The 15734-nt window shown below is 46.9% G+C and carries 9 protein-coding genes and 4 pseudogenes; 6 read left to right on the top strand and 7 right to left on the bottom strand.

Annotated elements, in window-relative coordinates:
* Positions 1-95: 95 nt before the first annotated feature.
* A pseudogene (locus CGZ65_RS07335) lies at positions 96-949 on the bottom strand (DUF1853 family protein).
* Positions 950-1002: 53 nt separating this feature from the next.
* Entirely contained in the window at positions 1003-1809 is an 807-nt protein-coding gene (locus CGZ65_RS07330) for an RNA methyltransferase (RefSeq protein ID WP_096295377.1), read from the bottom strand.
* A gap of 199 nt (positions 1810-2008) precedes the next feature.
* Here CGZ65_RS07330 and CGZ65_RS07325 point away from each other — a divergent pair.
* The 4 genes and pseudogenes from CGZ65_RS07325 to CGZ65_RS07310 all read left to right on the top strand — a co-directional run bounded on the left by CGZ65_RS07325 (position 2009) and on the right by CGZ65_RS07310 (position 7936).
* A pseudogene (locus CGZ65_RS07325) lies at positions 2009-2793 on the top strand (inositol monophosphatase family protein).
* Positions 2794-3184: 391 nt separating this feature from the next.
* Complete coding sequence (locus CGZ65_RS07320; protein WP_096296131.1) at positions 3185-4378, top strand: TolC family protein; 1194 nt, start codon at positions 3185-3187, stop codon at positions 4376-4378.
* Positions 4379-4417: 39 nt separating this feature from the next.
* Positions 4418-6637 carry a type I secretion system permease/ATPase gene (locus CGZ65_RS07315; protein WP_232507397.1) on the top strand — a complete coding sequence of 740 codons (2220 nt, stop codon included), beginning with the start codon at positions 4418-4420 and terminating at the stop codon, positions 6635-6637.
* 69 nt (positions 6638-6706) lie between these two features.
* On the top strand, positions 6707-7936 hold the full coding sequence (locus CGZ65_RS07310; protein WP_096295376.1) for an HlyD family type I secretion periplasmic adaptor subunit: 1230 nt from the start codon (positions 6707-6709) through the stop codon (positions 7934-7936).
* A 225-nt stretch (positions 7937-8161) separates the two neighbouring features.
* Here the strand turns inward: CGZ65_RS07310 and CGZ65_RS07305 are convergent.
* A pseudogene (locus tag CGZ65_RS07305) lies at positions 8162-9217 on the bottom strand (S-(hydroxymethyl)glutathione dehydrogenase/class III alcohol dehydrogenase).
* 184 nt (positions 9218-9401) lie between these two features.
* Here CGZ65_RS07305 and mpl point away from each other — a divergent pair.
* On the top strand, positions 9402-10781 hold the full coding sequence (mpl, locus tag CGZ65_RS07300; protein WP_096296130.1) for a UDP-N-acetylmuramate:L-alanyl-gamma-D-glutamyl-meso-diaminopimelate ligase: 1380 nt from the start codon (positions 9402-9404) through the stop codon (positions 10779-10781).
* 373 nt (positions 10782-11154) lie between these two features.
* Here the strand turns inward: mpl and CGZ65_RS07295 are convergent, their stop codons facing one another.
* From CGZ65_RS07295 to gloA2, 4 genes are all read right to left on the bottom strand, one after another.
* A complete protein-coding gene (locus CGZ65_RS07295; protein ID WP_198345249.1) occupies positions 11155-11550 on the bottom strand; it encodes a Dps family protein in 396 nt (131 codons plus the stop codon).
* Positions 11510-11677 (bottom strand): hypothetical protein, encoded by a 168-nt coding sequence (locus CGZ65_RS13335; RefSeq protein WP_198345248.1) that lies wholly within the window; start codon positions 11675-11677, stop codon positions 11510-11512. Before CGZ65_RS13335 ends, CGZ65_RS07295 begins: the two co-directional genes overlap by 41 nt.
* Positions 11678-12352: 675 nt before the next feature.
* On the bottom strand, positions 12353-14257 hold the full coding sequence (locus tag CGZ65_RS07285) for an ATP-binding cassette domain-containing protein (protein WP_096295374.1): 1905 nt from the start codon (positions 14255-14257) through the stop codon (positions 12353-12355).
* Between the two features lie 147 nt (positions 14258-14404).
* Positions 14405-14782, bottom strand: a complete 378-nt coding sequence (gloA2, locus tag CGZ65_RS07280; protein WP_096295373.1) for an SMU1112c/YaeR family gloxylase I-like metalloprotein — start codon at positions 14780-14782, stop codon at positions 14405-14407.
* Positions 14783-14880: 98 nt separating this feature from the next.
* On the opposite strand from gloA2, the pseudogene CGZ65_RS15360 reads away from it, so the two are divergent.
* Positions 14881-15713: pseudogene (locus CGZ65_RS15360) on the top strand (integrase core domain-containing protein).
* The last annotated feature ends 21 nt before the right edge of the window (positions 15714-15734 follow it).

Below are 15734 nucleotides of genomic sequence, written 5' to 3'. Positions count from 1 at the left end.
TTAAATCATGAAATAGGTCGATTATACGGGATTTTCAGACGGCCTGAAGACGATGCCGTCTGAAAAAGAAGCTAGGCAACAGATTGAAGCGGCACTTACACGCTTTTCATGATACGCAATATTTCGTGCCAATAGCCGTCGGGACGACGCTCGAGTACGGCGACTAAGCCGCTGTCGATTTGGCGCACGGCTTCGGTACTTAAGGTTTCTGTTTCAGTCACACGGGCGGGTGCGAGATAGGCCATGCGCTCGAGCAGGTAATAACGCGTGTCGGTGCGGCTGAAATCGTGTGCGTTCCAATCGCTCAGATACACGCCGCGCCAAGCGTAAGGATTGAGCGGCGCTTGGAAATCAGTAAAGCCTTCGGTAAAAAAGCCGATCCGCGCACAATTGAGGCCGGTTGCAAATGGTTCGGTAATTGATGTTGCTGCAAGGTTTTGAGGCCGTCTGAAAATTTCAGCAGCATCAGTTGCTGCGGTAATTTGTTGGCTTTATCGGCCAAGCGGTCTTGCCGGTTTAAACCGCATAAATCATTAAATTGTCCGCTGGTACTGCCATAATATTTACACGTTAATTCAAGATGATAAGCCTTACCGTTGAGTTTGACGATAAAATCCGCTGCGCCGACGGTGAGGCCGTCTGAAACCACTTGCAGGTTTTGTGCCAACAATTCGGCATGCGGCGCGCGGTTGAACCAAAAGGCCAGCAAATGTTCGGCATATAAACCCAAACGGCGGCCAAACGGCGCGTGTTGCGCCAGATAATCGGTGAGCGGCTGGGGATTTTGATCGAGCGAGAGCAGGTAGCGGAAACCGTGTTCGCCCAGCAATTCGCGCACCGGTAATTCTGCTCCGCTGTGCCACAGGGGCGGGGCGGTAAGCAAGCTTGCCAGCTCGCGCACGGACTGGCTGGTGAGTTTCCACCATAAGGCATCAAGGGCGTAATTCATGAGTCTATTTTGATTCAGACGGGCGTTTTAGGAATGAAGGCCGTCTGAAAAAATTAATCTTTCAAACGTTGTTTCAAGGTATTGAAAAAACCGCGCAAAATGTCGATGTCTTCTGTTTGCGTGTTGGCGCGGCCGAACAGGCTTTGCATACGGCGCATCAGGCGTTCGCTGTTGCGGCGTTTGAAAAAGTCTACGTCATGCATCAACGATTCCATGTGTGACACCATGCCTTTGATTTGCTCGTGGGTGGCGGCGTGGTCTTCCTGCTGCAAGTGCGTCATCGGCACATCGGTTTGGCTGAAAATCTCATAGCAAACCACTTGCACGGCTTGGGCGAGATTCAGCGAGAAATAATCAGGATTGCCGTTGATGGTCATCAAGCGGTTGCAGGCCTGCACTTCTTCAATCGACAGGCCGAAGGTTTCGTTGCCGAACACTAAGGCCACTTGTCCGCCGTTGGCCGCTGCTTGTAATAATTCGGGCACTAATTGACGAGGGGTTTGCAGCGGCGCAGTGATTTCACGGCGGCGGCTGGTGAGCGCGCAACTGATGGTCGTGTCGGCCAAGGCCTCATCTAAAGTAGCAACAATTTTGGCGTTGGCCAATACATCGGCCGCACCTGATGCCAGTGTGAAGCTTTCTTCCGGTAATTGGAAATTTTGCGGGTTTTGCGGGTCGAACACAGGCGGATGTTCCGTCATCGGCGTGGCCATCAGGTTGGGCGCGACAATAGTGAGCTTGTACAAACCCATGGTTTTCATGGCGCGCGCGGCCGAGCCGATATTGGCCGGATGGCTGGTGCGCGTGAGAATGATGTGGATGTGGTTTAAATAGTCGGGCAGGGTGGGTTTGGCAATCATGTTTGTTTCGGTTTCAAAGCTAATCGGTTATAATGCGGCATACTTCCATTTCTCCATTTCTTTCAGACGGCCTTTATCAAAACAGGCCGTCTGAAAATCTGAAACGTTCTTTAACAACATTGGAAACGTGAAAACGTTGCGCTTGGCGTGCGGTTACTGTGCGCCAAGCGGTATTGTACCTTATTCTAGAAAGAAACCCATGAACCCGATTTTAAATACTGCCTTTAAAGCTGCCCGTCGCGCCGGCCAGATGATGACCCGTGCCGGCGGCAATCTGGATACTGTCAAAGTCGACAGTAAAGCCTTTAACGATTTTGTTTCCAATGTTGATCGTGAATCAGAAATGATTCTGGTGGGCGCGCTCAAAGAAGCCTACCCACATCACAAAATCACCTGCGAAGAAACCGGTTCCCACGGTAAAGACAATGCCGAATACGAATGGATTATCGATCCTTTAGACGGCACCACCAATTTCTTGCACGGTCATCCACAATATGCGATTTCTATGGCGCTGCTGCACAAAGGTGTGTTACAAGAAGCCTTGGTTTACGCGCCTGAACGCAATGATTTATATATGGCATCGCGTGGCAAAGGCGCATTGCTGAATGATCGCCGTATCCGTGTTTCCAGCCGCGTTGAATTAAACCGTTGCTTAATTGGTACAGGTTTTCCGGTGGTTGATCAAAGCATGATGGACAAGTATTTGGCTATCTTGAAAGATTTTTTGTCGAAAACCGCCGGTGGTCGCCGTGAAGGTGCGGCTGCGTTGGATTTGTGTGCCGTGGCTTGCGGACGTTTGGACGGTTTTTTGAATTTAACTTAAAACCTTGGGATATTGCTGCTGGTGCATTGATTTTACAAGAAGCGGGTGGTATCGTGACTGATATGAAAGGAAACGAAAGCTGGTTGGAAACCGGTGATGTAGTGGCCGGCAATCCGAAAGTATTGGGGCAAATGTTGCAGATTATTTCTTCTCATCAATAAGTTAGAATTATTGCAAGAGTTTGTTTCCAACGACCTCTTGTTTTGTCTGGTTTGCATTAATTAGCAAACGATACATACGGTTCATAGATTCTGATGATAAACAAATAGTCACTTTATTGACAGTATAAAGAAACGTGTACTTTTGGTAGCGTATCGATACCTTTTATCTGAGAAATGATGAGAAATGTTAAATATGATGATATGCTGTGAACATTAATAGAATAGGCTGTCAACCAATTAAATTGCAAGAATTTTTTAGCCCATAACAAACACATATACGGATACACTTGTTGTGAATCATATGCGCCCCCCACTTTCCCATCTTATGCCGTTCAGCGCCCGCCAATCGGGGTTTCTGAAAAAAATTTCCTTACTTTCGATTGTTTGTATGATGTCTGCGCAAACTGTTTCTGCGCAGGATCTCAAAGATATTCTCAAAGCATCCATGCTTTCCGACCCGACCGTGTTGGAAGCGAAAGCTACGGAAGAATCTGCCAAAAGCACCACCAAAGCCACCCGTGCCGGCCACTACCCGATATTGACCTTGACCGGAGTCCAGGTATTGGCTGAAAAAAACCAAGACAAAAGCGATGATATGGACGGCGGCTTGGGTGTGCGCGGCACGCTCAATCTGTATTCTTGGGGCGGTATCGAAGCCGCTGTGCGACGTGATAAAAACAAAGAAAAATATTACAAACACAAATATTTCGAAACGCAAGAACAATTGGGCAGCGAAGTGGGCAAGTTATACCTGACTGCTTTACGTGCCAAAGAAATGTTGCTGGTGAATCAGCAGAGCCTGGTTCGCCATAATAACCTTTTGAAAGATTTGAATGTTATTGCGAAGTATGACAGCGGCCGCCGTTCTGAGCTGATTGAAGCCAGAGCGCGTCAATTGCAAGTAGAAACCACCATTTCGCAACAACGCCGTACCATGGAATTGGCCTTGAGCCGTTTATCGCGCTATACCGGTAAGAAAATGACAGAAGCGGATTTGACTGATCCATTCCGCAGCGATACGTCAACCAGCTTGGTACAAACCTATCAGAATCCGGATAAAAACATTAATCCGTCTTATCAGGCGCAAATCGCTGAGCAGGAGAGTGTAAAAGCCGAGTTGGATGTTTCCAAATCGCAACGCCTCCCAGCCATCAATTTGGAGGGCAATGCTACCAAAGAAACCAAGCAACTTTATTTAAATGTGGCTTGGAATGTGTTGGATATTGCTGCCCGTCATAATGTGCAAAAAAATGCGCATGCTTTGATTGCGGCTGAATCTAAATCCGAACAAATACTGCGTGATGTCAACGAAAAAGCACAAACTGCTGAAATTGACATGAGACAAAGTGAGCAGCGTGCCGAAATCACATCACAACACATCGCGGCGCAAAAAGACGTAGTGAAAACCTACGAATTGCAATTCCGAATTGCCCGTCGCACTTTGACTGACGTATTGGGTGCCTATACCGAGTTATCGCGCATCGAGCAGGAAAACATTACCGCGCACAACGATTTCCGTGATGCCGCTTTGGAATACCTTGTCACACAGTCACAAGTGGCCAATTGGGCCGGCGTGAAGCAATAAACATCAGAAAATTTATCATCATTACGTGAATCCATCATCATGAAAGCTATTATTGAACATGTTGCATTAGTTACCCGCTTATTAGGGGCTCCTGTGTCGGAAGCAGCGCTTTCGGCAGAGGTGGTGCGGGATCAAAAACTGAATGTCAACTATCACTCTCTTACTGAAGTCTTACGCAGCCACGGCTTTGAAAATACCTTGTCCAAACGAAATTTGGAAGACATTCCGTCTTTGGCGGCGCCTGTGCTGATTATTTTGCACAATGAAGAAGCCGCCGTGATTACCCAAATCGAAGGTGCGGGTAAGGGGCGTAAATATCACATCCGCCAGGTGGATGGTTTAGAGCAAGAACTGGATCATGAGCAATTATCGGTGCTGTATTTGGGCTATTGCTGGTTTATTAAACCAAAAATGGTGTCGGATACCCGCTCGGAATTGCCAGAGTACCATCTGCCTAAAGCATGGTTTTGGAAGGTGATTTGGCGTTTCCGCGGTTATTATTACCAAGTGATTTTAGCGACCTTCATCATTAACTTTTTGGCTTTGGTCAGCTCGTTATATGTGATGAATGTTTACGACCGCGTGATTCCCAACCAAGCTTATGAAACCTTATGGGTATTGAGTATTGGTGTGGTCTTGGCGATTACATTTGAATTTGCCGCAAAGATGATTCGCGGCCATCTAACTGATATTGCCGGTAAAAAAGCCGACTTAATCATCAGCTCGGCTTTGTTCCGCCGCGTGATGGCTTTACGTTTGGCTGACCGTCCGGCTTCTTCAGGTTCATATGCGAATAACTTGCGCGAATTTGAATCAGTGCGTGAATTCATGACCAGCGCCAGTTTGCTGACTTTGGTGGATTTGCCATTCTTGCTGTTATTTATTACTGTAATCGGCATTGTTGGCGGCAAATTGGCTTTGGTGCCTTTGGCCATCATTCCGATTGTGATTATTGTCGGCTTTTTGGTTCAGCGTCCCTTATCACGCCACATCAATGAATCAATGAAAGAAGGTTCGCAACGTTCGGGCTTGGCCGTTGAAGCCATTGAAGGCATTGAAACACTTAAAACCAACAATGCGACTTCTTGGGCGCAACAACGTTGGGATGAATACACTGCCAAAACATCGGCATCTGCGATTAAGGTTAAAGATACCAGCAATTTCATGGTTAATTTTGCCGTGGGTATGCAGCAGTTGAATACTGTATTTTTGGTATTGGTGGGCACGTATCTGATTCATGCGGAAAATACTGCTGACCGTATCACCATGGGTGCGTTGATTGCTTCGGTAATTCTATCGGGTCGTGCGTTGGCACCATTGGCACAAATCGCCGGCTTGGCAACCCGCTTCCAGCAAGCAAAATTAGCATTGCAGGGCATCAATGAAATTGTTGAGCGTCCTATTGAGCGCAGCCCGGAACGCAAATACATTACTTTGGATAATGTCCAAGGTGCGATTACCTTTGAAAACGTATCATTTAAATATCAAGACGATGCAAATGCCGCCGTAAGCGACTTGCGCGTTACCATCAAACCGGGTGAAAAAGTCGGTATTTTGGGCCGTATCGGTAGCGGTAAGAGCACCATGCTGAAATTGGCAAGCGGCCTTTACGACACAGATAAAGGCAATGTGACCTTAGATGGCGTAGATATGCGTCAATTGGATCCGAATTTTCTGCGTAATCAAGTGGTTTTGCTGAGTCAGGCGCCACGTTTGTTCTTGGGTACTTTGCGTGAAAACATGGATTTGGCGCGTACCGATGGTTATTCTTCCGACCAAGATTTGCTGAATGCCTTAAAACGTTTCGGCTTGGATAAAATTATCCGCAGCCACCCACGCGGTTTGGATATGCCTTTGGGCGAAGACGGCTTAGGTTTGTCAGGCGGCCAAAAACAAATTATCGCCTTGGCGCGCATGACGTTGCGCAATCCCAAAGTGGTGTTGTTGGATGAGCCGACGACCAGTCTTGACCAAGCTACCGAGCGCATGGCCTTGAATGCGATCGCACAATGGGGTAAAGACCGTACCATGGTTTTGGTGACGCACCGCCCGCAAGTATTGCAAATTGTCAACCGCATCATTGTCATGGATAACGGTAAAGTGGTGATGGACGGTCCGCGTGATTTGGTATTGCAAAACCTGATGCAAAATGAGCAAAACAAAAACAAAGCGGCGCAACAAGGCAATAATAATGCACCTGCACACCAAGCAACTGCCAATGTTCAGGTAAGCGCGCAAGCTTCGGCCAATCAGTCGTAAAAACCGATTCACATAATAAAAAGGTTTCAGACGGCCTTTAATAAAAACACCCAATTGAGGTTTATCATTATGAGTAGTGAAAACAACGTCAAACATAAGGATTTGCATTTAATCAATGATTTGAATGCAGCCTTGCAAAAAGAAAAACACAGCGGGCAATTTTGGGTCATTATCCTGTTTTTCCTGTTTCTGGTGGTCTTCGTGATTTGGGCTTATAACAGCCCGATTGAAGAAGTGACCCGTGGTAACGGCAATGTGATTCCCAGCAGCCGTGAGCAAGTGATTCAAAGTTTGGATCCGGGCATCATCACCGAAATCTCGGTGAAAGAAGGTGATATTGTCGAAAAAGGCCAAATCTTGCTGAAATTAGACGATACACGCAGCTCGGCTGTATTGCGCGAAAGCGAAGCTAAAGTGGCCAACTTAGAAGCCATGGTAGCACGTTTGAAGGCAGAAGCTTACAACACAGCGTTGACTTTTCCAAAAGGCATCAGCAACGAATTGCGTGCGCGTGAACAGGCTGCTTACAATGCCCGCCGTCGTGCAGTGACTGATGCGATTCAAAGCCTGAGCTTGAGCAAAGCAACGTTGGATAAAGAAATTGAAATCACTGCACCAATGGTGGCGCAAGGCGTGGTTTCGGAAGTGGAATTGTTGCGTATGCAGCGTCAATCCAGCGAATTGACTTTGCAAATTGCTGAGCGACGCAACCGCTATATGGCTGATGCCAATAATGAATTGGTGCAGGCTGAATCTGAATTGGCTCAAGCCAAAGAAAACACAGCCATGCGCGCCGACCCAGTAGAGCGTTCGCAAATCCGTGCACCGATGCGTGGTATTGTGAAGGATATTCAAATCAATACTGTTGGTGGTGTGGTGAATGTGGGTCAAGACATCATGCAAATCGTACCTTTAGACGACAAATTGTTGGTAGAAGCCTATATCCGCCCGCAAGACGTAGCCTTTATGAGCCCGGGTTTGCCGGCTGTGGTGAAAATCAGTGCGTATGATTATGCCATTTACGGTGGTTTAGACGGTAAAGTGACCTTAATCAGCCCAGATACCGTAAGTAACTCTATGCAAAACCGTGCCAATGATTTGAAGCTTGATCCGAACCAAGTGTATTACCGTATTTTGGTACAAACGGACAGCAACAGCTTGACGGACAAAAACGGCAAAGAAATGCCGATTATCCCGGGTATGGTGGCAACAGTTGATGTGAAAACCGGTGAAAAAACCGTATTCCAATACTTAATCAAACCAATTACCCGTATGAAACAGGCTTTAAGCGAGCGTTAATTGGATAATCAATAATTTGGAACGGTTTGAAATATGCGTTTCTATAAAAGCTTACTTAATCGCTTAAGTAAGTTTTTTTGTGGGAAATGCACAAATCGTTTCGGTGTGAAAATAATCAAAATGTCAGATTTTTAAAATTCACTGAAATTAATATTCCATGAATAAGGCCGTCTGAAAGTAAGCAATTACTTTCAGACGGCCTATCTTTTTATTCATATTGCCCGATTAATAATGAATCACGCTGCGAATCGATTTACCTTCGTGCATCAAATCAAACGCGGTGTTGTCCAAAGGCATGGTGTGAGTAATGAAATCACTCAAGGCAAATTCGCCGCGCATGTTGGTCGATAATGCCCGGCAATTCGCTGCGGCCTTTTACGCCGCCGAATGCTGAACCGCGCCATACGCGGCCGGTAACCAATTGGAACGGACGGGTGGAAATTTCCGCTCCGGCCGGTGCCACACCGATAATGATGCTTTCCCCCCAGCCTTTGTGGCAGCATTCCAAAGCCGCGCGCATTACTTCCACATTGCCGATACATTCAAACGAATAATCCACACCGCCATCGGTCATCTCGATAATTACTTCTTGAATCGGTTTATCGAAATCTTTCGGGTTGATAAAATCGGTAGCACCAAGTTTCTCTGCCAAAGCAAATTTAGACGGATTGGTGTCGATACCGATAATGCGGCTTGCGCCACTCATGCGTGCGCCGATAATGGCAGCCAAGCCGATGCCGCCCAAGCCGAAAATCGCTACAGTGTCGCCGCGTTTTACTTTGGCCGTGTTCATCACTGCGCCCATGCCGGTGGTCACGCCACAGCCGAGCAGGCAGACTTCTTTTAAATCGGGGCTTCAGGTTGGATTTTGGCTAAAGACACTTCGGCAACAACGGTGTATTCCGAGAAGGTCGATGTGCCCATATAGTGATAAATCGGCTGGCCGTCTTTGAAAAAGCGCACTGTGCCATCGGGCATCAAACCTTTACCTTGGGTGGTGCGGACAGACGAACACAGGTTGGTTTTTCCTGAAGTACAGAATTTGCATTTGCCGCATTCGGCGGTGTAAAGTGGAATCACATGATCGCCAACGGCAAAACCGGTAACACCTTCGCCGACTGCTTCGACAATACCGGCACCTTCATGCTCTAATACGCAAGGGAACACGCCTTCCGAATCTTGTCCGCTAAACGTATAAGCGTCGGTATGGCACACGCCGGTGGTGACAATGCGCACCAACACTTCGCCTTTTTGTGGCGGCATTAAATCTAATTCTTCGATTTTTAAGGGCTCATTGGGCGCCCAAGCAACGGCAGCGCGGGTTTTTGATAAATTTCATGGTTGGCTCTCTCTGTTGTGATTATGTCTGAACATTATACTCCATATAAACGCTTCTCATATTTTCAGACGGCCTTTTAAGCCGATTTCCGCTATAATGAGCGTTTTTGAACAAGATATTTGCATCATGAAACACATTCACATTATCGGAATCGGCGGCACATTTATGGGCGGCGTAGCAGCCATTGCCAAAGAAGCAGGTTTTAAAGTCAGCGGCTGCGATGCCAAAATGTATCCGCCGATGAGTACGCAACTTGAAGCCTTGGGCATTGATGTGCACGAAGGTTTCGATGCCGCGCAGTTGGATGAGTTTCAAGCCGATGTGTATGTGATTGGTAATGTCGCCAAGCGTGGCATGGACGTGGTTGAAGCGGTGTTAAACCGTGGCTTGCCATATATTTCCGGCCCGCAATGGTTGGCAGAAAACGTGTTGCATCATCATTGGGTCTTGGGCGTGGCAGGTACACACGGCAAAACCACCACAGCATCTATGCTGGCTTGGGTGTTGGAATATGCAGGTTTGGCGCCGGGCTTTTTGATTGGCGGCGTGCCACAGAATTTCAGCGTGTCGGCGCGTTTACCGCAAACTCCGCATCAAGACCCAAACAGTAAATCGCCGTTTTTCGTGATTGAAGCCGATGAATACGATACGGCGTTTTTCGATAAACGCAGCAAATTCGTGCATTACCGCCCACGCACGGCGATTTTGAATAATCTCGAGTTTGACCATGCCGATATTTTTACCGATTTGGGCGCAATTCAAACCCAGTTTCACCACTTAGTGCGCACGGTGCCTTCAGACGGCCTGATTGTTGCCAACGGTCGCGAAGAAAGTATTCACGAAACCTTAGACAAAGGCTGCTGGACACCGGTCGAACTATTCGGCAACCAAGCCGGTTGGCAAATTGGTGAAGCAGACGAGCAGGGTGGCTTTGACGTATTTTTCAAAGGCGAACAAGTCGGCCACATTGCATGGGCATTATTGGGCGAACACAACCGCATGAACGCATTGGCCGTGATTGCTGCCGCACGTCATGTCGGTGTGGATGTTCAGACGGCCTGCGAAGCCTTAGGCCAATTCCAAAACGTGAAGCGCCGCATGGAAATCAAAGGCACGGTTAACGGCGTGACTGTTTACGACGATTTTGCCCACCATCCGACCGCGATTACCACCACCGTGGCCGGTTTGCGCCAAAAGGTGGGTAACGCCCGCATCTTAGCCGTGCTGGAGCCACGTTCCAACACCATGAAACTGGGCACCATGAAAGCCGCGCTGTCCGAAAGCCTGCGCGAAGCCGACCAAATATTCTGCTATGCCGGTGGCGTGGATTGGGATGTAGCTGAAGCGTTGGCGCCGCTGGGCGACAAACTGCATGTTGGTCAAGATTTTGATGCCTTCGTAGTCAAGATTGTGAAACACGCGCAAAGCGGTGATCAGATTTTGGTGATGAGCAATGGTGGCTTTGGTGGCATTCACGATAAAATTTTAGCAGCGTTAGCGGCGTGAATTTTTTCTGATAGATTGGTTTGAAGGATGTGAAACATCATATTTAGAAAATATATCAGAAGTAATTGATTGGCTTTTTGTAGTTGCTATTTGTACAATTGACAGATTGTTAACAGTAATTTTTGATTAGGTGGTTAGTTAATACATACACCCTCAATCTGAAATGGATGCATTATTTGGTGGATTTATAGGGGCTGAACCAGTCATAATTGCTTTACTGACGATTAATTCTGATTAAGCTTCTTAAAATGAAGTCCAATGAAAATCAAATAAGCTAATTTCTCAAATTTCTTAAATCAATGTTTTAAAAGTAAAAAAAAGCCGTCTGAAAATTTCAGACGGCTTTTCATCTATTTAAAAAACAATATATTAGTTACTTCTTCACGCCTAAGAAAGCGTTATACATCCAAATCAATTTCTCTTGCGCCTGTACATAGCCGGTAATCAAATCAACCGTGCCTTCATCACCGGCTTCGCCTGCCGCTTCAATCACAGAGCGTTGCTCTTCAATCAGTTCCTGTAAGCCACTGACCAGACCTTCTACACATTCGCGGCCGTCAAACACATTCTTATCTTCTTTGATAGAAGAATATTTCGTAAAGTCGCTGTAAGCATGCAGCGGTGTGCCTGCCAGCGTCAAAATGCGCTCGGCAATTTCATCAATCTGCAATTGCAGCTCGGTATAGAGTTCTTCAAATTTGGTGTGCAGTGAGAAAAAATGCTCGCCTTTAACATTCCAATGATAGCCGCGCACATTTTGATAAAACACATGATAGCTTGACAACAGAGCAATTTAACTTCTCATTAATCGGTGCAGTTTCGCTTTTTTCCAAACCGATTTGGTTGGTTTTCACTTTTTCTTCTGCAGCAGTTTTCTCTTTTTTTGCTTTAGCCAAGATGATTTTTCCTTTAAGTAAATAGATAAACAGATGTAGCCGCTAAACTTCATTGATTCTTGAAATATAAGGTTAATGTAGTCCTATGGCTTGGACTTATCAAGGATTTTTCCAAATCTTAACCTGACAAATTTTCAGTATAAAAATACTTTTTATAATATGATTTACATTAATAATATAGGGCTTAGGAAGCAAAACCTATTTTAAGGGGCTCTCGGACAACATTCACAACAGCTCTTTGTACAAAATTATGCCGGTCATTGAACCCGAATTCGGTTTCTTTCAGGTGCAGTTAAAACGTATGTTTTGCTGCAGCATTAAATTGTACCAAGCGGTGCTTGGCATTGCCGCAGAAGAATTCGATACCGTTTTATATGCTGCGCACTAAGGGTAAATTCATTGTCACGTTGATGCACTCGGAGATACTTTGCAAAACCCATGTCAATCAATTCCCGATAACCGCATCATCCATCAGCATTGGGACGCCATCAACCGCCCTAATAACCTTTTGCAGCCTTGCTTTGAACGAAGAAATGTGCCAAAGATGGCGATTTTGTAAAGGCCTCAGTTTACGATTATTTTTTAAAGGACTAAGGATGATTTTAAAAGCGATCTTGAAATCAAAACATGCCGTCTGAAACGTTTCAGACGGCATGTTGACTGGAGCGGACAACCTTACTGTACACCATTTTGCTTGGCTTCCAAACGTTCCCACAATTCCAGTTTATCCAACAGCAGCATTTCAATTTCTTCCGAACGTGCTTGTAATGCGCCGGCTTTCTCGTAATCTTTGAAGATGTCGGGGTCGGAAAGCTGAACGTTGAGTTCGGCCTGCTCCTTTTCCAAGGCCGTAATTTCTTCGGGCAGGGCATCGAGTTCGCGCTGTTCTTTGTAGGAAAGTTTGACCGTGCGGTTGGCTTTAGGCTTTTCTTTCACCAGCTCGGCTGCGGCTTTCGGCGCTGAGGCCGTCTGAAGGGTTTGCTCGCGCTTTTTGGCATCGAGATAATCTTCATAGCCGCCGATGTATTCTTTCAGACGGCCGTTTCCTTCAAAAACAATGCTCTGTGTAATCACATTATCGAGGAACATACGGTCGTGGCTGACCAAAAACACCGTGCCTTGATAATCGCGCAGCAGCTCTTCCAGCAATTCTTGCGTGTCGATATCCAAGTCGTTGGTCGGTTCGTCCAGCACCAAAATATTGGCCGGTTTGGTGAATAATTTTGCCAGTAACAAGCGGTTGCGTTCGCCGCCGGAGAGTGAAGAAACCGGTGATTGCGCGCGCGCAGGGTGGAACAGGAAATCTTCCAAATAGCTCATCACATGGCGTTTTTTGCCGCCGATTTCAACAAAATCATTGCCTTGACCGAGCGTGTAAAACACGGTGTCGTTTTCGTTCAATGCGCTGCGGAATTGGTCGAAATAGGCCACTTCCTGCTTGGAACCGATGCGGATGCGGCCGTAAGTAGGCTGCAATTCGCTCAAAATCAGTTTTAAAAACGTGGTTTTGCCGATACCGTTGGAGCCGATTAAGCCGATTTTGTCGCCGCGCTGAATAATGGCGGAGAATTTGTCCATAATGACTTTGTCGCCGTATTGGAAAGATGCGTGTTCCAATTCAGCGATGATTTTGCCGCTTTTTTCACCACTGTCGAGCTTGAAGTTAACTTGGCCTTGCACATTGCGGCGTTCGGCACGTTGGCGGCGTAATTCTTCCAAACGGCGAACGCGGCCTTCGTTGCGCGTGCGGCGGGCTTCAATGCCTTTGCGAATCCACGCTTCTTCTTGCGCGTGTAATTTGTCGAACAAGCGGTTGTGTTCGGCTTCAACGGCCAATTCCTGCTCTTTTTTTTCGCTGTATTTGGAAAAGCTGCCAGGATAGGAGCGCAGCGTGCCGCGGTCGAGCTCGACAATGCGGGTGGCGACATTATCCAAAAAGCGGCGGTCGTGGGTAATCACCACTAAGCTGCCTTCAAAGTTTTTCAGCAGGTTTTCCAGCCAGATAATCGCGTCGATGTCCAAATGGTTGGTCGGCTCATCAAGCAGCAACACATCGGGCTTTTGTACCCATGCTTGCGCCAAGGCCACACGCTTTTTCTGACCGCCGGAAAGGTTGCTGATTTTTTCGTCTTCCGGCAAGCCCAGTTCGCTGATGGTTTGTTTTACCGCTGCATCCAGTTTCCAGCCGTCTTGTGCTTCGATTTTCAGCTGCAATTCGTTGAGTTCTTTTAATAAACTTTCATCGCTGCTGCTTTCCAGCTGATGGCTGACTTGGTGATAACGGCTCAACAGCCCGCGCATTTCGCCCAAGCCTTCAGCCACAATATCAAACACCGTTGCCGCGTTATCGAAAAACGATTCTTGCGACACATAAACGATTTTCAGGTTGTTTTGCAGAATAATCTGGCCATCGTCCAGTTTTTGCGCGCCGGCGAGAATTTTTAAAAACGAAGATTTGCCCGCACCGTTGCGGCCGATTAAGCCGATTTTTTCGCCGCTGTCGAGCTGGAAAGCGGCTTTGTCCAATAAAGCGACATGGCCGACGGCGAAAGAAGCGTTTTCAACTTGCAGAATATTCATAACGGTAGCGGTAAAGTACAGAAAGGGCGTATTTTAACTGATTTTGCAGCGGTTTATAAGGTGACAGGTTGAGCCCTTTGAAAAATCTCCATCGGGGGTTTACAAAGGTCTCAGGCCGTCTGAAAACGAAGTTTTAGACGGCCTAGCCTATTCCTGATAAAACTCAATCGGCAAGCCATCGGGATCTTGGCAGAAGAAAAATGCTTTGCCGGTGTATTCATCGATGCGGATGTCTTCGCACGCAATGCCTTTTTTGCTTAATTCATCGCGTTTGGCGGCAACATCATTTACGGCAAAGGCCAAATGGCGCAGGCCACAGGCTTCGGGATAACTTGGGCGCGGCGGCGGATTGGGAAAGGAAAAAAGCTCCAGCACATAATGCGAGCCGATGCCTAAATCCAATTTGTAGGAATCACGTTCGGCGCGGTAGTGTTCGGCGAGAATGTTTAGGCCTAAGATTTCGGTGTAGAAATGTTTGCTTCGCGGGTAATCAGAGCAAATTAAGGCGACGTGGTGTAGGCGCATGGTTTAATGGTTCTCTTTTTTAATGAGGCCGTCTGAAAAAGAAGTTTCAGACTAAGAAAAGCTAGCGTTTTTTACAGTATTTGAAAGACAATTCTGCCATGAACATCCACAAAAACACCCGCCTTACTCCGCACCAACGCCAAGCCGTTTGGCGCGCCTATACACAGGATAAAATTACCGTTACTTCACTGGCTCGGCAATACCAAGTCAGCAGGGTCACCATTTACCGTATCCTTAAGGCCGCACGGCTGTAACTTCCCGCACCGCAAAACAGCACCAACAACCGTTTCAAACAAGCCAAATATGGCATGAAACGTTTGGCTAAAGTTGAAAAAGCCATCGAAGAAAAGCTCAAGAAACAGGCTAAGCGCTACAATAAGCCGTACTCCGGCGAAATGGTGCATTTCGACACCAAACGGCTGCCCTTATTGCAGAATCAAAAAGCAACCGAACCGAGGGATTACCTGTTTGTCGCCATTGATGACTATTCCCGCGAACTGTATGCGGCCATTTTGCCTGACCGTACTGCCGCCGGTGCAGCCAAGTTCCTTTTGCATGATGTGATTGATTGCTGTCCGTATACCATTGAGTGTACCTACTCGGATAATGGGATGGAATACCGGGGCAATGCGTCACATCCGTTTGCGGTTGCCTGTGTGCAAAACAATATCGGTTAAAAGTTTGCCCGTATTGCCCGACCGCAGACGAACGGTAAAGCGGAACGGGTGATCCGTACCTTAATGGAAATGTGGCATGATAAGTTTGCGTTTAAAGATTCGGAAGACCGGCAAAAGGAGTTGTGCCGTTTTGTGAATTTTTATAATACGGTTAAGCCGCATAAGGGTTTGAAAGGTGATACGCCTTTTGAGGTTTTACAGGCTTATTTTTCTTAACCTGTTGTGTAAACAACGCGACTATTTCTTACACCTGAGGCCTTTGTAAAACCCCAGAT

The sequence above is a fragment of the Neisseria weixii genome, from assembly GCF_002327085.1.
Taxonomy (GTDB): Bacteria; Pseudomonadota; Gammaproteobacteria; order Burkholderiales; family Neisseriaceae; genus Neisseria; species Neisseria weixii.
This window is presented reverse-complemented; position numbering and strand designations above follow the sequence as displayed.